27 protein-coding genes, 1 riboswitch and 1 other annotated feature are annotated in these 21,923 nt (G+C 43.5%); of the genes, 11 read left to right on the top strand and 16 right to left on the bottom strand.

The window, feature by feature from the left end:
* Positions 1–54: 54 nt before the first annotated feature.
* Positions 55–298, bottom strand: a binding site (T-box leader).
* Between the two features lie 73 nt (positions 299–371).
* On the bottom strand, positions 372–602 hold the full coding sequence (locus M1Q06_RS12760) for a hypothetical protein (RefSeq protein WP_434399863.1): 231 nt from the start codon (positions 600–602) through the stop codon (positions 372–374).
* 505 nt (positions 603–1,107) lie between these two features.
* On the opposite strand from M1Q06_RS12760, the gene M1Q06_RS12765 reads away from it, so the two are divergent.
* Both M1Q06_RS12765 and M1Q06_RS12770 read left to right on the top strand, forming a co-directional pair.
* Complete coding sequence (locus M1Q06_RS12765) at positions 1,108–1,323, top strand: DUF6366 family protein (protein WP_434399864.1); 216 nt, start codon at positions 1,108–1,110, stop codon at positions 1,321–1,323.
* A gap of 31 nt (positions 1,324–1,354) precedes the next feature.
* On the top strand, positions 1,355–1,855 hold the full coding sequence (locus M1Q06_RS12770) for a hypothetical protein (protein ID WP_404334530.1): 501 nt from the start codon (positions 1,355–1,357) through the stop codon (positions 1,853–1,855).
* A gap of 75 nt (positions 1,856–1,930) precedes the next feature.
* Here M1Q06_RS12770 and M1Q06_RS12775 read toward each other — a convergent pair whose 3' ends face one another.
* The 5 genes from M1Q06_RS12775 to M1Q06_RS12795 form a co-directional block, all read right to left on the bottom strand.
* Positions 1,931–2,302 carry a hypothetical protein gene (locus tag M1Q06_RS12775; RefSeq protein ID WP_434399865.1) on the bottom strand — a complete coding sequence of 124 codons (372 nt, stop codon included), beginning with the start codon at positions 2,300–2,302 and terminating at the stop codon, positions 1,931–1,933.
* Positions 2,303–2,610: 308 nt separating this feature from the next.
* The gene (locus tag M1Q06_RS12780) at positions 2,611–2,991 is read right to left on the bottom strand and encodes a hypothetical protein (RefSeq protein WP_434399866.1); all 381 of its coding nucleotides are present in this window, start codon (positions 2,989–2,991) and stop codon (positions 2,611–2,613) included.
* A gap of 24 nt (positions 2,992–3,015) precedes the next feature.
* Positions 3,016–3,207, bottom strand: coding sequence for a hypothetical protein (locus tag M1Q06_RS12785; protein ID WP_434399867.1), 192 nt, complete (start codon positions 3,205–3,207; stop codon positions 3,016–3,018).
* Between the two features lie 26 nt (positions 3,208–3,233).
* Entirely contained in the window at positions 3,234–3,695 is a 462-nt protein-coding gene (locus M1Q06_RS12790) for an NUDIX hydrolase (RefSeq protein WP_434399868.1), read from the bottom strand.
* Between the two features lie 177 nt (positions 3,696–3,872).
* Complete coding sequence (locus M1Q06_RS12795; RefSeq protein ID WP_434399869.1) at positions 3,873–4,490, bottom strand: YczE/YyaS/YitT family protein; 618 nt, start codon at positions 4,488–4,490, stop codon at positions 3,873–3,875.
* A gap of 97 nt (positions 4,491–4,587) precedes the next feature.
* Here M1Q06_RS12795 and M1Q06_RS12800 point away from each other — a divergent pair, with 97 nt between their 5' ends.
* The 8 genes from M1Q06_RS12800 (at position 4,588) to M1Q06_RS12835 (ending at position 10,317) form a co-directional block, all read left to right on the top strand.
* Positions 4,588–5,040 (top strand): MarR family winged helix-turn-helix transcriptional regulator, encoded by a 453-nt coding sequence (locus M1Q06_RS12800; protein ID WP_101191120.1) that lies wholly within the window; start codon positions 4,588–4,590, stop codon positions 5,038–5,040.
* A gap of 21 nt (positions 5,041–5,061) precedes the next feature.
* A complete protein-coding gene (locus tag M1Q06_RS12805) occupies positions 5,062–5,574 on the top strand; it encodes a GNAT family N-acetyltransferase (protein WP_434399870.1) in 513 nt (170 codons plus the stop codon).
* Between the two features lie 237 nt (positions 5,575–5,811).
* Positions 5,812–6,426 (top strand): FMN-binding negative transcriptional regulator, encoded by a 615-nt coding sequence (locus tag M1Q06_RS12810; protein WP_434399871.1) that lies wholly within the window; start codon positions 5,812–5,814, stop codon positions 6,424–6,426.
* Between the two features lie 65 nt (positions 6,427–6,491).
* Positions 6,492–6,587, top strand: a riboswitch (guanidine-I (ykkC/yxkD leader).
* Positions 6,588–6,868: 281 nt separating this feature from the next.
* Positions 6,869–7,210 carry a DMT family transporter gene (locus tag M1Q06_RS12815; protein WP_434399872.1) on the top strand — a complete coding sequence of 114 codons (342 nt, stop codon included), beginning with the start codon at positions 6,869–6,871 and terminating at the stop codon, positions 7,208–7,210.
* The gene (locus M1Q06_RS12820) at positions 7,210–7,524 is read left to right on the top strand and encodes a DMT family transporter (protein WP_404334552.1); all 315 of its coding nucleotides are present in this window, start codon (positions 7,210–7,212) and stop codon (positions 7,522–7,524) included. The genes M1Q06_RS12815 and M1Q06_RS12820 overlap by 1 nt, the downstream gene beginning before the upstream one ends.
* A 121-nt stretch (positions 7,525–7,645) precedes the next feature.
* On the top strand, positions 7,646–8,542 hold the full coding sequence (locus M1Q06_RS12825) for a 3-hydroxyacyl-CoA dehydrogenase (RefSeq protein WP_434399873.1): 897 nt from the start codon (positions 7,646–7,648) through the stop codon (positions 8,540–8,542).
* A 208-nt stretch (positions 8,543–8,750) separates the two neighbouring features.
* Entirely contained in the window at positions 8,751–9,401 is a 651-nt protein-coding gene (locus tag M1Q06_RS12830; RefSeq protein WP_434399874.1) for a DUF6088 family protein, read from the top strand.
* Positions 9,402–9,477: 76 nt separating this feature from the next.
* A complete protein-coding gene (locus M1Q06_RS12835) occupies positions 9,478–10,317 on the top strand; it encodes a nucleotidyl transferase AbiEii/AbiGii toxin family protein (protein WP_434399875.1) in 840 nt (279 codons plus the stop codon).
* Positions 10,318–10,477: 160 nt separating this feature from the next.
* On the opposite strand, the gene M1Q06_RS12840 is transcribed toward M1Q06_RS12835, so the two are convergent.
* The 3 genes from M1Q06_RS12840 to M1Q06_RS12850 form a co-directional block, all read right to left on the bottom strand.
* Positions 10,478–11,449: a carbohydrate kinase family protein gene (locus tag M1Q06_RS12840; protein ID WP_434399876.1), complete on the bottom strand. Its 972-nt coding sequence runs from the start codon at positions 11,447–11,449 to the stop codon at positions 10,478–10,480.
* A gap of 32 nt (positions 11,450–11,481) precedes the next feature.
* On the bottom strand, positions 11,482–12,951 hold the full coding sequence (locus tag M1Q06_RS12845; protein WP_434402876.1) for a glycoside hydrolase family 32 protein: 1,470 nt from the start codon (positions 12,949–12,951) through the stop codon (positions 11,482–11,484).
* A gap of 293 nt (positions 12,952–13,244) precedes the next feature.
* Positions 13,245–13,697 (bottom strand): hypothetical protein, encoded by a 453-nt coding sequence (locus M1Q06_RS12850; RefSeq protein ID WP_434399877.1) that lies wholly within the window; start codon positions 13,695–13,697, stop codon positions 13,245–13,247.
* 283 nt (positions 13,698–13,980) lie between these two features.
* Between M1Q06_RS12850 and M1Q06_RS12855 the strand changes: the two genes are divergently transcribed.
* Entirely contained in the window at positions 13,981–14,181 is a 201-nt protein-coding gene (locus M1Q06_RS12855; RefSeq protein ID WP_058383049.1) for a cold-shock protein, read from the top strand.
* A 796-nt stretch (positions 14,182–14,977) separates the two neighbouring features.
* On the opposite strand, the gene M1Q06_RS12860 is transcribed toward M1Q06_RS12855, so the two are convergent.
* From M1Q06_RS12860 to M1Q06_RS12890, 7 genes are all read right to left on the bottom strand, one after another.
* Positions 14,978–15,901 carry an alpha/beta hydrolase fold domain-containing protein gene (locus M1Q06_RS12860; protein WP_434399879.1) on the bottom strand — a complete coding sequence of 308 codons (924 nt, stop codon included), beginning with the start codon at positions 15,899–15,901 and terminating at the stop codon, positions 14,978–14,980.
* Between the two features lie 393 nt (positions 15,902–16,294).
* Positions 16,295–17,263 carry an arsenic resistance protein gene (locus tag M1Q06_RS12865; RefSeq protein ID WP_434399880.1) on the bottom strand — a complete coding sequence of 323 codons (969 nt, stop codon included), beginning with the start codon at positions 17,261–17,263 and terminating at the stop codon, positions 16,295–16,297.
* Positions 17,264–18,009: 746 nt separating this feature from the next.
* Complete coding sequence (locus tag M1Q06_RS12870; RefSeq protein ID WP_405314147.1) at positions 18,010–18,180, bottom strand: hypothetical protein; 171 nt, start codon at positions 18,178–18,180, stop codon at positions 18,010–18,012.
* Between the two features lie 729 nt (positions 18,181–18,909).
* A complete protein-coding gene (locus M1Q06_RS12875) occupies positions 18,910–19,812 on the bottom strand; it encodes a hypothetical protein (protein WP_434399881.1) in 903 nt (300 codons plus the stop codon).
* A 49-nt stretch (positions 19,813–19,861) separates the two neighbouring features.
* The gene (locus M1Q06_RS12880; protein ID WP_434399882.1) at positions 19,862–20,350 is read right to left on the bottom strand and encodes a hypothetical protein; all 489 of its coding nucleotides are present in this window, start codon (positions 20,348–20,350) and stop codon (positions 19,862–19,864) included.
* A 75-nt stretch (positions 20,351–20,425) separates the two neighbouring features.
* Positions 20,426–20,710 carry a hypothetical protein gene (locus M1Q06_RS12885; RefSeq protein WP_434399883.1) on the bottom strand — a complete coding sequence of 95 codons (285 nt, stop codon included), beginning with the start codon at positions 20,708–20,710 and terminating at the stop codon, positions 20,426–20,428.
* 252 nt (positions 20,711–20,962) lie between these two features.
* Complete coding sequence (locus M1Q06_RS12890) at positions 20,963–21,913, bottom strand: ribose-phosphate diphosphokinase (RefSeq protein ID WP_434399885.1); 951 nt, start codon at positions 21,911–21,913, stop codon at positions 20,963–20,965.
* Between the last annotated feature and the right edge of the window lie 10 nt (positions 21,914–21,923).

Raw genomic sequence — 21,923 nt, forward strand, 5'->3', positions numbered from 1 at the left:
CACTTTCCGTTAATTTTTGGGCAAATAAAAAAATCCCGCCCCCAAGACAATTGTCTTGGGGACGAGATTCCGGTCGTGGTGCCACCCCTGTTCGCCCATATATCGCCATATGGGCCTCATTCGGTACATTGGATCTATACCTGAGCTCTGTAACGGGAGCTCCCGCCGCATCATCCCCGCCTGGTTCCGATGCGGTGCTCAGAGGCTTGTTTCGCTGGCATCCTTTTGCCCCGTTCCACCACCCTGGAGCTCTCTAGGAAAAGGATTTGCCTGCTACTATTCTCTTCGTCGCACTGAATTTTGATTTTTACTAGATTACCATGTGGAGATGGACTTGGTACATAATAAGTTTCTGTCCATTTCACCAACATTCACTCAACCGTTACTCGGGATGCAAGAAAATAAGGAATATTAGGCGTGGTATCAAACGGGGTCACTTCGACGCGATCGCCTTCTTCCAGCTCCTCGAACGAGCTGACGGCTCCGCTGAATTCGGTATGGTCGGTCAGGAAGATTTCCTCTGTGGCGTCTTGCCGCGCATCATCTGTATGGACTTCCAGAATAAAGCTTGCTTCCGTCTTTTCAACCACTGTTCCTTCCAACCTTCCGCAACCTGTTAAAAATACTAATGAAATGATCAGTAAACTAATCAGCTTCTTTATTGTTCTCACTCCCCCATCCCCGAAAAATTTTATGTATTGCTCATTTTTTAAAGCCATCTATCGTTTTCTTAATTGCTTTAATCACGAAATAAACAACCGCAATGGTTAGAAGCAGCATTACGAGCATTGCTCCTGGTGCCATGATTTCGCCCCCTTTGTTCGACTGCAATTTATATGGATTTTATGGAAAATATTGATAAATAAATCGTATCATATATAATCAAGGCAGAATATAGTTAATCATGAGCAATTTCACCTAAAAGAAATAACTGGAATTATGGAACATTTTGGAACCAATGCAGTATAGTTAAATGAAACCGTTTTGAAGCATTGTGTTAAAAGATAGAGAGTGAACCGTTTCATGCGCCTTTTTTTGGGAAAATCATTAAGTAACACGCGTTTACACTGGACTTGGCAAAAAATTTAGAGTTAAGGAGGAATCAATATGTCTAAAAACAACAAACCGGAAGACCAACGCGACCGCCTGCAATTGAAAGACCAAAAAGAACATGCAGGCAGCAATGTCAACGACTCGACCAACCGCGCACAAAGCGGCATGCCCGATACGAGAGGGATAGGCTTGAAGGAAATCGGCGGGGTCATTTTGCTGTTGGTGATCTTGGTGATTGCTTATGGTTTGTATCAAATGTTTTTCGGTTGAGACGGCCGTTTAGCGGAAGGGATTGGGGAAGTTGAATAAGAAGATTTTGATTGTGGTGTTAAGCTTGATGGTGTTTGTGGCTTTAGTCGGCGGGACGCTTATGTTTTTGAAGAGCAAGCCTCCACTTGAGACGACTACAGTGGCCTCGGATCAAAACCAGCATTTTGTCATTGTCGGATTTGGTAATAAGGGATGGGGAGATATCCAATTGACGGAAGTGGCAGTCAATAATTTTGAAGAGCCGATGAAAAGCAAAATACAGATGAGCAATCCAATGCAAGGTTTCATCATGACGGATGATTTTGAATCTGAAGAGTCACAGCCTTACCGCTTCACCGAGATCGATGAGGCCACGATCAAAACAGGCACATCTCCTACCGCCACTCTGGAAAAACAGAACAACGGCACCGCTTCTGAAGAAGATGAGACATACGGGCTTACGGTCATGCACGACGAAGTCATTCAGACCGTCCACATCAAATATAGCTATTTCGGCATTACCTTGTTTGAAGAAGTAGAGATAAGGTTTTGATTTGGATCTTAAAGAACGACGCAGCCTATTGAAAAGCTGCGTCGTTTTTCTCTGTCTTTATTCGAATGGTCATTTCTACTCTTCCAATAGAACGATCCGCTCCGCGACGACGCCTGCCATTTCAGGACCTTCATCGAATTTCCAGACAGCCACTTTATCTCCTTCTTTAAATCCCTTTTCGAACCTTGTCCCATTAGAAAAAAATGTAGCCGTCGGAAGTTCATAGCTTTGGTAATCGATTTCGAGCGCTTGCTCTTTGGTGATTCTTTCGACCACTACCAAGGCTTGCTTTTCCTCGAGCACTTTGATCACATGCCCTATGACGACAGGCGGATCCGCTATCAATTCTGTTGCCGGGTAAGGTGAGTTGCCGACATCCGGTCCATCCGAACAGGCGGATAGGAAAAGCACAGCGCTTGCGATTACTATGTATTTTAGAATTCTCAATTGCCCTCCTCCTTGATAGTTTTAATTTCAGTTCATATCGAATAACCGTCGCTCTTCAAGGATTCATTCCAAAGTAATTTTTCTTATGCTATGCTTGTCTTATTAACAATTAATTGGAAATGAATGAATCCAAAAATCTGTAGAGAAAAATATAACTAAAAAGGGGATTTTACAATGACTTCTGTATTCCTGACTGGAGTGTTCAGTTTAATATTCACCTATTTTTTGCCGATTGCCATCATTATTGCATTGGTAGTGCTATTCAAAAAGGTAAATCGATTGGAAAAAAAGCTCGATAAGTGAGTCGTTTAAGATTCTTCCTCATCCAAATTGAATGTTTCCGATTTTCCATCCCATATGATTTCGACTTTAATTTTCGTGTGCTCTTGAATGATTCCACAATCCACGCAACTTGTGTTTTGCAGCACTGCTTTTCCATCTGTTACCGGCACATTCGTCGTTGATTGGCCTCGAATAACCGAATTCATCGAATAATCGATTGTCTCTGGTGCTGTCCCTGCTCCTATATACTCTAGCGTCCCCTCTACTTGCTGGCTGCCGCTTTGTGCCTCAACTATTTTATACGTCATGCTCCAACTCTCACTTTTTCCTGAATAAAGATATTGCTCTCCGCCAATACATCCACTTAATAAAACAGCAGCGAATAAGATTGTGATCAGTTTCTTCATCAGCTTTGCCTCCTTATTCGGTTGCTACTCCTCTTTTTGCTCAATCCGCCAAACGATGAACTTCACAAGCTCAGCGACAAAAAAGAAGCCGAGCACCCAGAGGAGTAGGCCTTCCGCTGCCACATCCGTAAAGATTTTGGCAACTATAAACCCAATGATGACAGCGGCGAGGAATGATAAATGATAGGCCTTATTTTCTTTTAAGTATTCTCTCATCCCTTCCACTCCCATTCGCTGCGCATTTATTTTAATATCGGCAAACTCCCCTTATTTACCCAATCCATAACGAAGCGTTCCTGATGAGAGTTGATTTTCGGCAATTCGTCTGGGCTGAAGAAACGGTGTTCGTGGCTTTCTTCCCCTTCTTGCATCAGCTCTCCTGAAAACTCTTGAGTATGAAAAATGATTTGCACGCTATAGACCTGGTCTCCATTTTGGTATTCGGCATAACCTTCCGCTCCTGAATACAGGCCGAACAGCTGCAAGTTCTCTGCATGCAGGCCGGTTTCTTCATGTGTTTCCCGAACGGCCGTCTCGAGAAATGTTTCGCCAGGCTCCATGACGCCGCCGGGAATCCCCCAGACATCTCGGTCTTTTCGGTGCTGAAGCAAAATTTGGCCGTCCTTTTCCAGAATGATTCCACATCCAACCGTCATCAATAGATTCGAGCCGATCAGCTCGCGCATGTCTTTTATATAATTCATAAAAACCTCCTCATTACATCTATCGCAAAACCTTAAACCCTCTTCTAGATTGCTATTTCTTTTGGTCCTTTTTAATATACCAAAAAAACCCAACATAAAATCAAACAAAGAGAAGAATTTTCAGATTCTTCTCTTCAATCTCTTGCTATCATTTTCATTTATCCGTTAAGTTCAACATTAGGGTATTAGTGACTCTTTCGGAAGCAACATACGATCTAATGTTTTCGCCGTCACGGGCATAATGGCGTTCAAGATTAGCCCGCCGAAACATACGGTCAGCACGGTCCCGATGCCGATTGGTCCACCGAAAACAATGGCCAAGACCAGGAACATCAAATAGATGGCGGTTCTGGAGAAAAACAGATTGGTCTTCGCCAGTTCTTTTACGAGAAGCGTCAGGCGATCCACTGGAATCGGCGCGAAATTGGTGTGGAGATAAATGGCGGTGCCCACCCCTACTGCGAAGAGACCTGCTGTAAAGTAGAGAATTTGGCTGGTGACACCAACAGGCGCAATCGCTGTGCTCAATGCATGAAGCCAGAAATCGATGCCGATCCCCACAATGACGGCGGTCATGATGCCAAGGAGTTCCGGTTTTTGCCGGCCGAGCATGGCGTTGCCGACGATCATGATGGCGGCGATGATGATTTCCCAGCTCCCGACCGTCAACCCGATGTTAAAGCTGAGGCCGACCAATAAAGCGTCGAACGGCGACGTGCCAAGGTCTGACAAAATGGTCAGCGCTATTCCGAGTGACAATAACAGCAAGCCTGCGACGTAAAAGAAATATTTCATTTTTTTCGCTCCTCCTTCTTGCATTGGCCGAATGGTTCTTGTACACTCAATATAATTCATTATTGTTGCAAATGCAACATAATAAAGGAGTTATTCTATGGCAGAAATTCTGCGTGAAATCGGCATGATTGCCCGTGCCCTTGATTCCATCAGCAATATCGAATTCAAAGAGCTGGAGCTGACGAAAGGGCAATATCTCTATCTCGTCCGCATCTGCGAAAACCCTGGAATCATCCAGGAGCAATTGCTCGACCTCATCAAAGTCGACCGCTCCACCGCAACTCGGGCGATCCAGAAATTGGAGAGCAACGGATTTATTGAAAAACAGAGTGACCCAGACAATAAGAAAATCAAAAAGATCTACCCGACCGAAAAAGCTCGCCAGGCCTACCCCTTCATCATCCGGGAAAATGAGCATTCCAATGCGGTGGCACTCGAGGGCTTTACCGAACAGGAAGCGTTGGAGGCCGAGCGCTATTTGCGCCGCATCCGCCAGAACATCGAAGTCGATTTCGAATCGGTTAAAAAAGGCCATAAGCGTGATTACTAATCATTAAAGGAGCGAATCTTCATGGCAAGCCTACGTAAATGCACAACAAACGATCTTCAAGAACTGCAAGACATCAGTATTCTCACTTATAAAGAAACCTTCGACGAACACAACAGCGAAGAAAACATGAACGCCTATCTTGAAGCGGCCTATAACAAGCCGAAGCTCGAGAAAGAACTCGCCACCCCCTCTTCCCATTTTTATTTTGCAATGGTCGATAATGAAGTGGCCGGCTACTTAAAAATCAATACAGACGAAGCGCAAACCGAGCCGATGGGCAGCGAAGCGCTCGAAGTCGAACGCATCTACATCAAGAAGAAATTCCAGAAAAACGGCGCCGGGAAAGTGTTAATGAACCAGGCGTTCGAGATGGCGGAACAACTCGGCAAGAACAAAATCTGGCTCGGCGTCTGGGAGCATAACGATAACGCCCGCGCCTTCTACGAGAAAAAAGGCTTTGTCGAAACCGGCAGCCATTCGTTTTTCATGGGCGACGACGAGCAGACGGATTTGATTTTGACGAAGACACTATAAAGAGGCGAACCATTGACGTTTATAGAGGAAGTTACGTAAAACTGCTGCGAAAAGCTTTGCTCAACTCTCACTTCGTTCGAGCATCGCAAATGAATAAACTCAGCTTCCCTTCGCTTATTCATTTCCCGCAGGCGTCTTCGCAGTTTCACTCCACATCTTATATTCATTTAAGTAGAAGTGTTATATTCTTATCTTTTCCACACAAATGATAATATTACTTAGATAAGGCGGTGCGTCATGTATATCCCAAAATACTATAAAGTGAATGACCCGGAAGAGATTCGTGAGTTTATCCAGGCCAATGCGTTCGGCACCTTGATTACGACGCGAAAAGACCGGCCGATTGCGACTCATCTCCCCTTGCAGCTGAAAAAAGAAGGCGAGTATTATTACCTGACCGGCCATTTCGCTTATGGCAATCCGCAATGGCGTACGATCGAAGAGACGGATGAAGTGCTCGTCACGTTCCAAGGGCCGCATTCCTATATCTCCTCTTCCTGGTACGAGCAGCCAAACGTGCCGACCTGGAACTACCAATCGGCGCATGTATACGGGACGGGGCGTTTGTTGCCGGAAGATGAACTGCGCCAGGACTTGGTGACGCTATTGGAAACTTACGAGCAGCATCGCGACGAGCCGGTACTGTGGGATACCTTGCCAAAAGAGATGCTCGAGCAGGAAATCAAAGGCATCGTCGGGTTCAAGCTGAAAATCACCGAAATCCAAGCGGCCTATAAGTTGAGCCAGAACCGCACAGCGAAAGACTACCAAAACGTTATTGACGGACTGCGGCAAGAAGAACATCCCGCTTCACACGGAGTGGCGGACGCCATGGACAACAGGCGCCCTTAAGCATTCGACCCTTCTCGCTTGATGTTCGGGCCCATTTCTTATATAAATAAGGTAATTGAATTACAAAAAAAGTTTTCTAGGGTTCCGCAGCATAGCTGGCTTGGTCCGAGAGAAAACACACAGCAACCGCTGTGACACGGAGGGACAAAAGCCTGGGAGAAACTGTTTTTACAGTTCTCCCGGGCTTTTTATTTTGCTTAGTAGCTTTCTTCAACGACAAACATTCCGCAAAATAGCTGCGCTTTCCGGTGGGCTTGCGCCGAACTAACTCGGGCTTATCGCCCGAGTGGATTTCGGCACTTCGCTTTCCCACGGGAGTCTCCGCTATTTTGCTCCATTTCTTCAGCACATTAAAAATAATTAAGCTGAAATTTGGACTTTGTATAGGCTACTTTACACTCTAATGAAATTTAATTAATTCGTACGTACAGGAGGAATTCCAATGAATCTTCAATGGGGAAAAGTATTGATCGCGGCATTGTTTGAAGTGGCGTGGGTTGTGGGATTAAAGCATGCGGATTCGCTCGGCGATTGGCTAATTACCGTCGTTGCGATCGGTGTCAGCTTCACGTTGCTGATCGATGCCGGAAACAAATTGCCGGTCGGTACGGTGTATGCCGTATTCGTCGGGCTCGGGACAGCCGGTACAGTCTTGTCGGAAATTGTGTTCTTTAATGAACCTATCAATGCCGCAAAACTGGTACTCGTCGGAATTTTACTGCTGGGCGTTATCGGCTTGAAACTCGTAACACCGGATTCTGTACCTGAAAGGAGTGAAGCGTGATGGCTTGGATTTCGTTGATATTTGCAGGGATTTTTGAAATGATTGGCGTCGCCATGATCAATAAATGGCATCACGACCGTAAATGGCAGTCACTCGCGATGCTCATCGGCGGATTTGTCGCGAGCTTCTTATTTTTGTCCGTTGCGATGGAATCATTGCCGATGGGAACGGCGTACGCAATCTGGACCGGCATCGGGGCATCCGGTGGTGCAATCATCGGCATGCTGTTCTATAACGAATCAAAAGACTGGCGGCGCATCCTGTTTATCGCGATGGTGCTCGGGTCTGCCGTCGGGTTGAAGCTTGTTTCTTAATTTAAGAATGGCGAAATCTTCCCGCTTCCCCTACTATGAGAATTAGAGATCGTTGGCAGAAACATCATTTTTTGCCAATACACCAAGACTTGCATCATCTATTCAAAGGGAGTGGGATGGAATGGATTTCAAATATGTAACGGTCGCAGGAAGCGGTGTGCTGGGCAGCCAAATCGCTTTTCAGTCTGCGTATCATGGATTCGAGGTCGCGGTTTACGATATCACCGACGAAGCCTTGACTCGCGCGAAAGAACGATTCGAAGTGCTCAAAGGGCATTTCAAGAAAGACTTAAAAGCGACAGATGAAGAATTGGACGCAACTTATCATCGCCTGTCTTTCCACACGGATTTAGGGGAAGCCGTGAAAAACGCTGATTTGCTGATTGAAGCGGTGCCTGAAGTGCTCGATATCAAAAAGGAATTTTACACGGACTTGGCAAAAGTCGCACCGGAACAGACGGTCTTTGCGACCAATACGTCGACGATGCTGCCGAGCACCTTTGCGGAATATACAGGACGGCCTGAGAAGTTTTTGGCGCTTCATTTCGCTAACGATATCTGGCGCAGCAATACCGCAGAAATCATGGGCCACGGCGGAACCGACGAGAAAGTCTTCTATGATGTCGTCGAATTCGCCAAAGCGATCGGCATGGTTGCGCTGCCGCTCCAAAAGGAACAGCCGGGCTATATCTTGAATACCTTGCTCGTGCCGTTCTTGAACTCTGCGCAATATTTGGTCGTCAACGGCATCGCCGACCCGCACACGGTCGATAAGACCTGGATGATCGCGACCGGCGCCCCGAGAGGCCCGTTCGCGATCTTGGATGTCATCGGCATCAACACGCCGTATCATCTATCGGTCGCCAAAGCGAATGCCGGCGACGCGGAAGCCGCAAAAGTCGCGGAATACCTGAAAACGGAATTCCTCGACAAAGGCCGCATGGGCATACAGAACGGCAAAGGCTTTTACGATTACCCGAACCCTCGCTATATGGACAAGGATTTTTTGAAAGAGTGAGATGAGAAAACTCGCCAACCTGTGTTTGAATAAACACAGGTTCGCGGGTTTTTATTATGTCTATCTATGTAGTATCAATACCCATGTCTGTACTGTTTGATTTCAAATAGCTCGAACAAAACAGCCATTATTTCACTAGACATGGATGTAACGTTTTTTGAAATTGGCATTATAGATATGTTACAATACAAGAAAGAGGTGAGCACCGATGGAATTCTATCAATATCTATTAGACAAATACGGATACGATGAACCTATTCTCACTGAGCAGCTGAAAGAGGAGCTTAAGCTGAATCCAAATACACTTAGGCAGTATATAAAGCGCCTTTCTGATAAAGGATCACTTACGAAAGTCCAGAACGGCATCTATTTCATTCCAAAAAAGAAGCCTATTTTTGGATCGGCTGTGCTAGATACTGACCAGATTATCCGCAAGAAATTCCTTGTGAACCATAGTGATATCATTGGATATAAATCAGGCACCAATTTCGCCAACGCATTGGGCCTAACTTCCCAAACAGCCGCGGTTGAAACCCTTGTAACGAATAAAGCTTCTGCTGCAAAACGGGAAGTGAAGGTTTATAAAAAACGGTTTATCATTCGAAAACCGAGAGTAATCGTGAATAAATCCAACTATAAGCTTCTTCAAGTGCTCGATCTATTGAACAATTACGAGCGATATAGCGAAAAACCACTTGAAGCGGCGAGAGAAAAGATTTTGATGTATCTAGAGGACATTTCAATGAATGAGTCGCAAGTGAAGGAATGCCTCAACGCTTATCCGATAAAAACAAAACTAAAAGTCTATGAATTAGGGTTATTTGATGCGGTTGCACGAAGAGAACGAGTTGTTCAATGAGTTGGTCCAGTCGGCAGCAATAGCGAATGGATTGCAAAACTTTCAGATTGAAAAAGATTATTACGTATCGCTTCTTTTGAAGCAACTGGTCTCCACATATCCTGGCGTTGTATTTAAGGGCGGAACCTCGCTCTCGAAATGCTACGATGTCATCAAACGTTTCTCAGAGGATTTAGATCTCAGCGTTCCCCTCGATGAAAACAATAAGCTGCCAAGAAGGGAAAAAAGAGAGTTGAAGGCGGCAATCGAATCCGTTATTGAGGATCTCGGCTTTTCATTGCTCAATCCGGAAAAAGTTCTATCAGGCCGCGAATTCAATGAGTATGAAATTGGCTATCGAAAAGCATTTGAAGGTGACGGCGAGATGTCTCCCCACATATTAGTAGAAACAAATGCCGCTTATAAACCTTTCCCATTCGAACAGCTTGCAGTCAGCAATTACATCACGAAGTTCATCATGACTACTGAAGGTAATGAAGCAGAAAAAGAACATTTCTTGGATGTATACGAGATGAGGCCTTTTACAGCAAATGTCCAAACCATTGACAGAACATTTCTGGATAAGATTTTTGCCATCTGTGATTATTACGAAAAGAGGGAAAGCACTCGCTATTCAAGACATTTTTATGATTTGCATATGATTTGGACAAGCGGTCTTGTTCGCCCAGAAGAACTGAAAATATTGATCCCAAAGGTCATCGATATTCGCAGAGATGGCCGGGACACAGCTTCCTGCCAGCTTGGCTATGAACTTGAAAAAACTTTGCACGAAATCATTCGTACCGATTTTTACAAGCAAGACTATAACCGCAATACCAAAACGTTCCTGGCAGAAGACGTATCGTACGAAGAAACTATCGAGAGCTTGAAACAAATCATCGACAGCGATTTCTTACCGAATGTCATCAAAATATAAAGAGGTCTTCTTCATAAGGCAGTGTCTCATAACCTCTTGAAGAAGACCTCTTCACATTTAACAGGATTGGCAGATGTCCATTGGGAAAGATATTTCCAACTCCCAAGGTGTAGCTCATAAACAATTTGCTTCCGAGTGAACAAACTGTATCCGAAAACTCCTAATTTTGCTTCATTAACTCCAAGACCTCATCTCTTGTCGGAAGTGAAGAAATGGCGCCTTTTCCAGTAGTGACCAGCGCCCCGCTGGCGTTTGCGAAAGCCAGTAGTTGCTGGTGATGTTCTTTTAGCATGGCTTCCAAATTGTCTTGTCCCGCACCCAAATTCAATAATTGGTACAAGAATGCGCCAGTGAACGCATCTCCCGCTCCCGTCGTGTCTTCGACTGTTACCGGATATCCCGGTGATGAGTATTTTTCATTTTGTACATACAAAGCTGCACCCTTAGCGCCTTTCGTTAACACCACTGCCAATACATCTCCTGTAAACAAAGAATTGATGGCTATGGACTCGTCCGCAATACCGGTGATGAACTCCAGTTCGTCGTCGGAAACTTTGACGATATGTGCCGTTGGAATAAATTCCTGGATGGTCTCACGGCATTGCTTCGGATTGTCCCAAAGCGGCAAGCGTACATTGGGATCAAAACTGATGATCGCGCCATGCTTCTTGGCGGCTCCAATCGCTTTCACGTGAGCTTTTTTCATCGGGCTGTCGACTAAATCGACCGAACCGAAATGCAGCACATCGCCTTGCCCGAACCAGTCGGCATTCACTTCTGAAGCTTTAAGAAGCAAATCCGCAGAAGGGTTCCGGTAAAACGAAAAGTCCCGTTCCCCGTCTTCGCGCAGCGAAACGAAAGCAAGCCCCGTATTCGCTTCTTTAGTCCGTGGAATCTTATCGATTTTCACGCCCATCTCGGCAAGCCGTTCCAACAGAAAATCACCAAAGGCGTCTTGTCCGACTTTGGTGATCAATGAAGCTGTGCCGCCAAACTTCGCAACCGCCGCTGCCACGTTGGCCGGCGCACCGCCAGGCACTCGTGTAAACGAATCCACATCTTTCAAGGCGATGCCTTTTTGATGGGGAATAAAATCGATCAGTATTTCGCCAATCGAGAACAAGTTTCCCATTCGGCACCTCTCCCTTTTCCTGCTTTCATTCATCAATAATCCCATTTCACTGCTTTAAACTTAGCTCGGCCGCCTGTCGTAAACAACCGGATCTCCTGGCTTCTAATATCCGGGAAGATTCGTGCGGTAAACACTTCTTCGCCGTCGTTCACGAAAATCTCCACGGACGATGAATCGACGAATAGGTGAAACTTGTACACATCTCCATCAATCCGGCATTTACGTTCGGTGCCATGCTTGCTGCCGATCACTTTGCCCGATGCTGCCCGATCCATGTTGACTTTCCCTTGGGCGACATCGAATTTGATCACCGTTTTTTCGGTATCGCTCGCGCGGAATTCGATGCCATATTCCAAGGCGTCCACGCGTTCAAATTCACAGATCAGTTCATACGTGACCCCTGAGAATCCTTCAACGACTTTCTTTTCATCCGAAAGTTCCCCTTGCGCTTCCCTTTTAGCCTTGCGGAGTGATTGAAGTTCGGGAATCGGCGTCTGGATGATTTTCCCGTCCCGAAGCGTTAATTCCCGGAGGATGGTCAAGCAGTTGGCCCACCCATTGATATCGGTCGGGTACTCAATTTCCGGCAAGCCCATCCAAGCGACCATAAGCCGTCTGCCGCTCGGATCTTTCATCGTATGCGGGGCATAAAAATCAAATCCCCGGTCGAGTTCGACAAAATCCCCGTGAATCAATTGCCGCCGCTCTAAATCAATTTTCTCGCCCAGTACATAGCCGGCCTGATAAATATTCTGATAAAGATCCCCCTCTGGCTCCAGGCCTTGCGGCGAGAAGATCAAGATGCCCCGGTCGTCCATTTCAAAATAATCCGGGCATTCCCACATAAAACCGAAATTGTCCAGATTAGTAGCCAGTTCTCCTTCGAACTTCCATTCCAATAAATCGGATGAACTCAATAAACAAACAGCCCCTGTTTCATCAGTTCGCTGCGCGCCGATGACCGCGTAATACCGGTCTTCCACTTTCCATAATTTCGGATCGCGGAAATGCTCGGTGTAGCCCTCTGGCACTTTATCGAGCACAGATTTTTTCGATTTGATGATATTTCCCTCATCGTCCATCTGCGCGATGCACAGGTAAGGATGTCTTACAAGATTCTCATCCCGTGTATTGCCGGTATATAACAAGTATAATTTTCCGTCATGTTCCACAGCACTTCCCGAATATGCGCCATGGCTGTCAAAATACTCGTCCGGCTTGATGGCGATCCCGACATTCTCCCAGTTGACCAGGTCTGTCGATTTGGTGTGGTACCAATACTTCAAGCCATGGAAAGGACCGAGTGGATGCCATTGATAATACAAATGAAATTCCCCGTTGTAAAAACAAAAGCCGTTCGGATCGTTGAGCAGCCCGGACACCGGTTGGATATGAAAGGTTTGCCGCCACGTACAGCTATTGACCCTCAAAATCAAATTGTCGATATCCTCTTGGCTGATCTGGTCCAGACGGATGTAACTCTTCCCCCGCGGTAACTCCATCTTTGTCATTTCTCTCATTCTCCTTTTGGTAAAAGCAGAATTTTGTCATGCCGCATGACTTAAAAACTCCCTTGTGACATCCCCTCCTTGTAATCAGAATCCCTGGATGGCATATGCTAACCTTCACCAAAATGATAGCGATTATTTAAAAGAATTATAATATTATCAGGGTATTTTATCAATGAGAGGCACTTAAAAAGTCTGATATTTCTGTAAATTTGTAATAGGTGTGTGTCTTGGGTTTTGCCGGGTGATTCGACTATAAGATGATTTAATTTCACCCAGTACCACTATTACTCTAAAATCGGATTCGATGAAAAGACGATGATTGGAAATTCCGGATTTTCCAACATTTCATAATATTTCACAACAGCTCTTTCTTCTGCCGTTAGTTCGGTTGATGAATGCTTCATATTTTCTATAGCTGTATCATCCTGCATATAAATCCCATACCAGTTTTCCTGATTTGCATCTTCCAATTTAATGGACACTGTATTGTATTCTTCTTTTAGCTTGGCAAAAGAATCTGCAATCGATTTCTTTGCCGCTTGTTCTCCAGAGCCTTGTGTTACCAGGTTGACCGTAATTAGGCTCTTATTAGCTCCTTCCTGTCTTTCCTTTTCAGTAAAGGCAGGGATGTTGTTTTCGTCTACTCCCATTTCGTCATAGACTGAATCACTGCAAGCAGATAGAAGCAACACAGCTATAAATGAAACAGCAGTTAAGCTGTTCTTTTTACTGAACACCCATTTCCCCTCCGTTTCCTCTATCTCTTGCACCTATTCCGCACAGAAGCTTCCATTTGAACCACGGATACAAGTCGATTTTGCTGGTGAAGCAAGTATCATTATCATCCCTTAAAAATAAGATCGAATCCTTTTGCTATCTTTTTCATCACATCCATGTTACCTTTAGGAAGAGTTATTTTTGTTCGGTTTCAGATTGAGAATACATTTTGTTTTTCGTCTAAGGTATTTGAGCAAGGATAGTAACACATTGTGTGGAGATCCACACTAGGAGGCAACAATTATGGAACAAGGTACAGTGAAATGGTTTAATGCAGAAAAAGGTTTTGGTTTTATCGAGCGTGAAGCAGGAGATGACGTATTCGTACATTTCTCAGCTATCCAAAGCGACGGTTTCAAATCTTTAGACGAAGGTCAAACCGTAACATTTGATATCGAAGAAGGACAACGTGGCCTACAAGCTACTAACGTCACAAAAGCTTAATAATAGCTTTAGAGAGACCCTATATTATATAGGGTCTTTTTTTGTGCTTAAAAACTATCAGAGGGAATCCATTCAAATGCTGCTTCGCCGAGAGCGTAAAATGTTTAATCCCATCATAGCTATCACTAAAACGGAAAGTATGAGACCGATAAAAGTATTCACAGAGATTTGAAAAAACATTCCCAAGATAAGATTGGTCAGCATCACAACGAACAGGGACCAAAATACTTGCTCATTTCTTTTCGTATAAAACGTTATAGCTCCACTCGCCAGAGACAGGACGAGAATCCCCCATATAATTGGATGCCAGATATAAATCCCCCACTTCTTATTAGTGTATGCAGAATGGCTTAACACTCTTTTCTTTAGCAATCTCTCCAAATATTTAAGTTAAGAGAGAACCAAAAATTAATACTAAGGCAATAACTACTGTGTTAATTACAGTAATCACAAAAGCACTTATAGAAACGAGATTGCGTTTGATTTTGTTTAAAATAAACAGGATTGAAAAAATCAACGTGATGGCTGCTCCAAATAAAATGAGATAGATCAGCAAACTGGCTACAACTTCTGACGATGCAATTGCAATAGGATCTAGGAATATCATCAGCAAAGAAACAAGTATGCTTAACATAAGATAGATAGTATTTATAGAGTTTTTAATCTCGAGACCTCCTTGAATTTAGCGAGCTTATATTATCTGTATTATACATTTTTCCCAATTAAAAACAGGTGATTTTTTTATTTTTCAAGTGAGACGAAATATGAGTGATCCTCGAAGCGGCAATAAGGGTTCTTAATTACGAATGATATTGATTATTTTCTGTTGAGCATTTTCAGCTTCAGGAACCGGCATAACAACAAACACATGATTCATCTTAGGATATACAAAGATTTGGATTTCAATTCCTTGCTCCGTTAATTTTTCGTCCAATTTAACTGCGTCTGGATATATGAGTTCATGTGTTCCGACAAATTGAGTAATCTTGCCGAGTCCAGTTAAATTTCCATAAATTGGGCTAATCAAGGGATCCTCTAAGCTTCTATCATCGGACCAAATATTAGTGATCACGTCCATTCCCCCGGCCGATAACATCGGATCCTTTTTTTCGTATTTTGGGATAAGGGGATTATCAAGAGTTAGATCAACGGCTGGGGATAACAAAATGATATCCTTCGGTTGAGGTGAGTCGTTTATCTTTAACAGTTGGGCCAGCCCAAGCGCGATATTTCCCCCGGCTGAATCCCCCATGATAGTTAGTTGCCCAGGACTCTCAACTGTCCGAAGCGTCTCTTTGTACAGGCTCAACAGTTTCGAATATGTATGCTTGTAATTAAAATGGGGCACTTTTGGATAAATAGGCGCGATGATCTTTGCATCCACTGACTGTGCAATCTTATCCATGAGCTTCCAATGGAAAGACAAAGGCTGGTTCGTCCACGCTCCGCCGTGCAAATACAGTACCACCCTCTGTTCTCGGGAATTCTGGTCGTTTAAGGTGAACACCTGTATGTCTTCATACATCTCCTCTTTCAACAAGTTGGAAAAGCTCATATTTTCAATCACATACGGTTTGATATTTTCAGTTCCTCTTTGCTGAACGAACTTTGTTGTATGTGCGACACTGGAGAACCCCTTTTTTGTACCTCGCAAAATTAAGTATTTCTCGAGGATCCGACTCTTTACGGACCGTTTTCCCCCATAAGTTTGGATAACCATTTACTAGCTCCTCTCCAAATACGTTGACGACACAACACTATTCTCTTCGCTTTCTGCTTGCCGAATCATCAATACAAAATACATTTCTCCATCAGAATATGATTCACCTCTAACGCCTACCGCCTCATACTTCTTTTTACTTCAAATTATAGATCTGCGTCTGTTTTCATTTTTTATCAATGAGACGGAATTACAACTTCAGCACTCAACTCAACTAGCTCATTAGTCGAAACAGAATTCTGCACCTCAAAATTTCTTGAAAAGACAATTCAACCATTTTGAAATTCCATCGATGCAAATTAAAAGAAGAAGAAAAACAAAGTATCTGGCTTTTCCCCTTCCGATAATCCTTCTATGTTAACTCAGCTTAACCTACCTTCTTTAGGCAAATGTCTATTTGGAGTTTTTTGCTGTGCTAGTTTTTCTTAAAGTGAGTAATGCTTGAGAAACAATCGCTAACACAGGCAATTCAATGAGCGGGCCAATGATTAAGGCTAACGCGATTAGTGGTTGATCTGGAAAGGCAATGACTGCAATCGCCAAAGAAACGGGAGAATTGCGTGCAATGATGGTAAGGCTTAGGCTCACTGTATCTTCGTACGAAAATTTCATGGCTTTCCCTACAGTTTGGGCAAGCAAGAAGTTAATAATGAAGAAAAGTAACACCGGGATGAGCAATACAGAAATAACCTCAAGATTACTGATTAAATATTTTCCTTGTGACGCGAACATAACCATAATTGCTAGAGATAAAAAGATAATTTGTGCAGTAGCGAAAAAGGGAACAAGTTTCTCGTTCAATAAGGCTGTCCTTTTCCGCAAGGCATAGCGTGTCAAATGCGCCAAAACGAATGGAATCACCAGCACAAGGACGATGCTTTCGCCGATGGTCGCCAGCGGAATCGGTTCAATCGTGCCGGCGAAAATCAACAAATAGATCGGCAGCAGCACGAGCTGAAGGATCAAGTTGATAGGCAAGACAGATGTCGATAAGGCTACGTTCCCTTTGGCAATGGAAGTGAACATTAAATACCAGTCGGTACATGGAGTCACCATTAACATAATAAATCCAATCCATAGAGCTGGATGATCAGCAAGAAAGACTGCACCGAGCCCCCACGCCAATATGGGAGTCCAGATAAAGTTGATGATGGTGCTGGTATTAAAAAATTTTCGATTTTTGAAAGCATCTTTTAGATACTGCAAGGGAATAGTTAGAAATAATCCATAAAGCATGAGCAGTAAAAATGGGACGATCATGGACTTAGCGTACGTTTCAAAAAAAGCCACCTGTCCCAGTAGAAGTCCGATCCCTACTGCCGATAAGGTGATAACCGTTTGGAACTTTTCAAATACGTTCATGATGGCACTCCTTTACGAAAAGAGAAAACTAACGATATGAGCGACTGCCTATTAAGATTAACTAAGTCAAAAATATTAAGCCAGCACTTTTACATACAAAAAAGAGAGAAGACAAGCTTCGGACAGCCTCTTCTCCCCTTCGTATATTCAGCTTTCGATAACGTCACGATATATAAACTTAGATCCTTATGAAGTCTGTGCTTTAAAACCCTATACTGCAGTAATTTGAATGTATTATTTTTTTTAGTGAATTTATTTTCACTAATGACGCTTCTAACTTCTCTAGAATAGGAATTCTGAATGTAACTTAATTACCATTAAGTTACATTCAGTTCTAAATAGAAAATTTTTAAAATTTATCTGATTTAGCAACTCTAAAAATGGTATTTTATGTTAACATATTACTTAAGTTAAAATATTCCAAAAAGGAGATGTTGAATGTGACTATGGGTATTATTCCTCTAGTATCGATAATTATCTGGATTGCAGTGACCTATGAACTTAGTAAACCTTCAGAAAAGCAAAACAAACGAAATATCATAACGTTTACAGCTCTAGGTACATTATCAACTGTAATTTTGACTATTTCACTTTTTCAAAACTTCATATCGTTTTAGAAAAGAATCCTTCGATTTTGAAGGGTTCTTTTCTAAATTTGAATGTAACTTAATTCACATTAAGTTACATTCACATCTCTAAGAACAAAATTCTAAACCCTTTATTAATTTAGTTATCAAACACCATAACTAAAGAGCATCATTAGCTGATTTCTCTGTATTTTGCTTTCGAACTTGATATCCCACTACAATCCCAAGGATCAAATAAATTAGTCCAGTGGTATCCCAATCATTTGTAAAGAAACTAATTGCAAACCAAGCCGCCACTGCCCCTAATATTGCTAAAAATAAGCCTTTCATTTCATCACCTCACTCAATTATTCCGTCTCTTCTATTATTTTTTAAATTTAACATACATTTTATTCAAATATTTGGAATTTTTATTTCGAGAAATAAAAAACCTTTATGGGAAACGAATGTAACTTAACTGCACTTAAGTTACGTTCAGTTTTCTCGTTAGCCTTACTGAGACTCTCTTTTGAAAACATGACGTGCATTTATATAAAAGACGCTGCCAAGTAAAAAGAGCAATACATTCATCCAGGAAGCGATGCCTGAATAATCATTATTCAAAACAAAGACGCTTAGAAAATTGACGAACATGAACAGAATTGAAACTATGTACATGCCTTTTACGAATTTCATATTGCTTTTTCCTTTCCTATCAGTGAACTTCTAACTTTCTTTTTCCATATGTAATATTTTGAATATAGCTTGAACCTCAAGCACTTACTAAGAATGCTTGTGCCGAAACAAAGAGGATAAACAGAGAACTCAGGACAAACATATAGCCCCAAAACTCTTTTCGATCGTTTTGAATTCTTTCAAATCCCGCGACTAACATAAACATTCCAAGCGTCAGCATGACGTATGGCATTAGCGTAAAGTTCTGGCTCCATAACACGTAAGCTCCAAATCCAATCGATGCTAGCTGGAGGATGATCCTAAGTATTTTCATGATGGCATTGCTCCTCTTCTGGGTAGTCGTGCTAAACATGTTTCCCTATGGAGTCTCCATTACGCCAGAACTTATTTCAGCTTAAAATTCAAGCTGCTTTGGCCGATAAGTTCTTTCCCATCCCGCCATAAATATTGAACTGAGTATTGGTTTCCAAGGTCTTGTTCGGCAACTTCAATAGTGATTGTAGAACTGTTAGACGATCCAATTTCTTCGCTTACTTCTTCTTCATTGTTGTCTATTTCGATAAATATAACTTCGCTTGGCTTTGGCTCCATCATTTCCCAGTCAATGACAATGCTGTCGCCCACCTCTACATTTCCAGCATGAACATCAGGGATATCGTAGCCGCTGTTGAAATAACAATTGTTCCAGCATACTTGGGAATAGGTATGATCGAACATCACGCCGCTTGGGTCCGTGGAATTCACCTTCGTTATCGAGGGCATTTCCATATATGTGTACTTTGGTAGCTGTCCGGCTTCTTGCCCTGATGATTCTTCGATAACGATGTTCCCTACATATTGAGCTTCATTGTCTCGGTCGATAAATTCCACTGCTAATGCATAATTCCCTTCCGTTTTCGGAAAGCGAAATTCTCTCGAGTCCGTTAGTTCAATCTCGGTTTCTTCCCCATTTTTCCACAAAGCAGCCGTGATTGTCGGGTTTGTCCAAATGTCCCCGCCATTTTCTTCATTCTCTTCAAACTCCAAATAGGCAGGCAGGTTAGGAGAAACTGTAGTGGCTTCTTGGGATAAACCGAACTCTTCGATGTCGTCTGTCGTTTCCGTTACATCTCCGCTCGACGAACTCCAACTGATGTTGGCTTCTGTTAATGGCATGGGTTGGCTGCGTAAACTGTCATTCGCATGTAGATATGCTCTTGGAACACCGACATCGTAATCTTCGGCAAAGCAAGCTGCTAATGCGGAAATTAATAGAATTACAGAGATGAACTTCATGCTTTTCCTCATAGAAAGCCACTCCTTGTAAAGTTTGAACTGATTTTCATTTAGTGTCCGGTTATTTCGGCGTAAACTTCATCACCGCGTTGAACAGGTCGGAAGTCGACTCCTGGAATCCCCGCTCTTCGCTCTTGAAGCTGTCGAGTAATGTATAGCCGAAAACGAGCCCGGCGATTGTTTGTGCTGTGGTGCTGCTAAAAAGAAGCATGTCAATTTGAATATAGATTTCATCAGAAAAAATCAGGTTTCCGATAGGCAATAAAGGCAAAATTGATAGCGCTAATACGATGAATGCCGGCACGCCGACCGCCAAGAACTTACTCCAATCGAAGCCGTCGATCCGGCTTTCTTTTCTTTCCAGCATAAACTTTGGTGTCCGCAATAATAAGCCGATGATGATTGGGAAAATAACAACATAAATCCAGAGAGGTGTTGGATTGAATGCTGCAGCTGCCCTCTCATCCAATACTTGTTGAAGCTGTAATCCTGCATACACAATAAAGATGATGGCGATGCTCCAAATGAAGTAATAGAAAAATCTTTTCATTTTCTTTTCCTCCTTAAATTAATTAATTGGTATATATACTGTTAAAAATGGAAAAGCGTTTCGTTTTATTTCTAGTCAGATGAATGCCAGCATAAAAATAAAAATGACAGCAATCGGAAAAATAATGAACAGCCAGTTCAACGCCTGGAGAATCCATACACCGGATGGTTTCGGGCCTTCCGTCTTTCGGATATAGAGAAATGAAACGAGTCCGAAAACCGGCGTCATTAATTGCATACCGCCGCCATAATTCGGGGGCGATGCGTCTAATAACTCTTCCATCAGAAATGAAAATAGTACGAGGTTGATGGCGAGCAACACAAGTGGAATCGACAGATGAAATTGTTTCAAGGTGTTCATCGTTCACCCCTCCTCAATAAGCATAGGTCGAGCTCTGCACACTTTTAATTCCATAATTTAACTTTAACAGTTTTCTTCCAGAATCGATATACTCTTTATAGAGGTGGTTGCTGATGAATTCTATTTCTATAAAGAAGATATTGAGTCCAGAGATTGCTGATTAAATTAAAGAAAGCTAGCTAAAACAAAACGAACCCCAACTGAGCGCCGTCTTACTGGCACTCATTTGGGGTTCGCTTCATGTCTCTACTATCATCCTTCAAACAAAGGACTGACTGGCTTTTCATTGTGCACGTGCTCGATTGCTTCTGCGAGCAATGGCGCGATCGAGAGAATGGTGATTTTCGGGATGCGTTTTTCTTTCGGTACGTGGATCGTGTTGGTGACCACGAGTTCCGTCAACGCGGAGTCTTCGATGCGTTGAACGGAATCGCCGGACAACACGGCATGCGTACAGCATGCGTAGACTGCTTTCGCGCCATTTGCCACGAGCAGGTTCGCTGCATCGGAAATGGTCTTCGCTGTATCGACGATGTCGACGATGATAACTGCGTTTTTGCCTTTGATGTCCCCGACGATGTTCATCGTCTCGGCTTCGCCTGGCATCTTGCGCTTGTCGATGAAGCCGATCGGCACATTCAGCCGATCCGCAAGTCTGCGTGCTCTGGTCAATCCGCCGTTGTCTGGTGCTACGACAATGGCATCTTCGAGGTTCTTATTGATGAAATGCTGTGACAACTCGGTAATGCCGAGCAATTGGTCAACCGGGATATTGAAGAAGCCCTGTACTTGCGGTGCGTGGAAATCCATCGTAATGACGTGGTCCACCCCCGCTTTTACCAGCATGTTCGCCACGAGTTTCGCCGTGATCGGTTCACGTGAACTCGCTTTCCGGTCCTGGCGCGCGTAGCCGTAATATGGAATGACCGCTGTGATGGAGTCTGCGGATGCCCGCTTCAACGCGTCGATCATGATCAATAATTCCATGACGTGCTCGTGCCCTGGCTGAGACGTCGATTGGACGACGTAGACTTCCGCCCCACGCACGCTTTCTTCGATATGGATTTGGATTTCCCCATCGCTAAAATGGGTGATGGAGTTTTTGCCCAGCTCACAGCCGAGGTGATCCGCGATCTCCTGAGCCAGTTCCTGGTTTGAATTCAATGAAAATAGCTTGAAGTTGTCTCTTAATTGATAAGCCACCGTTCAACTC

Origin of the sequence: Planococcus sp. 11815 (assembly GCF_051096385.1) — a bacterium.
GTDB classification, from domain to species: Bacteria; Bacillota; Bacilli; order Bacillales_A; family Planococcaceae; genus Planococcus; species Planococcus citreus.

Coding starts and splice junctions, on each gene's coding strand:
- M1Q06_RS12805 (WP_434399870.1), top strand. CDS start 5,062: ATGGCAAGCCTACGTAAATGCACAACAAACGATCTTCAAGAACTGCAA.
- M1Q06_RS12860 (WP_434399879.1), bottom strand. CDS start 15,901: ATGGTTATCCAAACTTATGGGGGAAAACGGTCCGTAAAGAGTCGGATC.
- M1Q06_RS12810 (WP_434399871.1), top strand. CDS start 5,812: ATGTATATCCCAAAATACTATAAAGTGAATGACCCGGAAGAGATTCGT.
- M1Q06_RS12800 (WP_101191120.1), top strand. CDS start 4,588: ATGGCAGAAATTCTGCGTGAAATCGGCATGATTGCCCGTGCCCTTGAT.
- M1Q06_RS12825 (WP_434399873.1), top strand. CDS start 7,646: ATGGATTTCAAATATGTAACGGTCGCAGGAAGCGGTGTGCTGGGCAGC.
- M1Q06_RS12785 (WP_434399867.1), bottom strand. CDS start 3,207: ATGAGAGAATACTTAAAAGAAAATAAGGCCTATCATTTATCATTCCTC.
- M1Q06_RS12790 (WP_434399868.1), bottom strand. CDS start 3,695: ATGAATTATATAAAAGACATGCGCGAGCTGATCGGCTCGAATCTATTG.
- M1Q06_RS12870 (WP_405314147.1), bottom strand. CDS start 18,180: ATGAAAGGCTTATTTTTAGCAATATTAGGGGCAGTGGCGGCTTGGTTT.
- M1Q06_RS12855 (WP_058383049.1), top strand. CDS start 13,981: ATGGAACAAGGTACAGTGAAATGGTTTAATGCAGAAAAAGGTTTTGGT.
- M1Q06_RS12780 (WP_434399866.1), bottom strand. CDS start 2,991: ATGAAGAAACTGATCACAATCTTATTCGCTGCTGTTTTATTAAGTGGA.
- M1Q06_RS12840 (WP_434399876.1), bottom strand. CDS start 11,449: ATGGGAAACTTGTTCTCGATTGGCGAAATACTGATCGATTTTATTCCC.
- M1Q06_RS12820 (WP_404334552.1), top strand. CDS start 7,210: ATGGCTTGGATTTCGTTGATATTTGCAGGGATTTTTGAAATGATTGGC.
- M1Q06_RS12795 (WP_434399869.1), bottom strand. CDS start 4,490: ATGAAATATTTCTTTTACGTCGCAGGCTTGCTGTTATTGTCACTCGGA.
- M1Q06_RS12765 (WP_434399864.1), top strand. CDS start 1,108: ATGTCTAAAAACAACAAACCGGAAGACCAACGCGACCGCCTGCAATTG.
- M1Q06_RS12865 (WP_434399880.1), bottom strand. CDS start 17,263: ATGAACGTATTTGAAAAGTTCCAAACGGTTATCACCTTATCGGCAGTA.
- M1Q06_RS12885 (WP_434399883.1), bottom strand. CDS start 20,710: ATGAACACCTTGAAACAATTTCATCTGTCGATTCCACTTGTGTTGCTC.
- M1Q06_RS12830 (WP_434399874.1), top strand. CDS start 8,751: ATGGAATTCTATCAATATCTATTAGACAAATACGGATACGATGAACCT.
- M1Q06_RS12815 (WP_434399872.1), top strand. CDS start 6,869: ATGAATCTTCAATGGGGAAAAGTATTGATCGCGGCATTGTTTGAAGTG.
- M1Q06_RS12875 (WP_434399881.1), bottom strand. CDS start 19,812: ATGAGGAAAAGCATGAAGTTCATCTCTGTAATTCTATTAATTTCCGCA.
- M1Q06_RS12845 (WP_434402876.1), bottom strand. CDS start 12,951: ATGGAGTTACCGCGGGGGAAGAGTTACATCCGTCTGGACCAGATCAGC.
- M1Q06_RS12880 (WP_434399882.1), bottom strand. CDS start 20,350: ATGAAAAGATTTTTCTATTACTTCATTTGGAGCATCGCCATCATCTTT.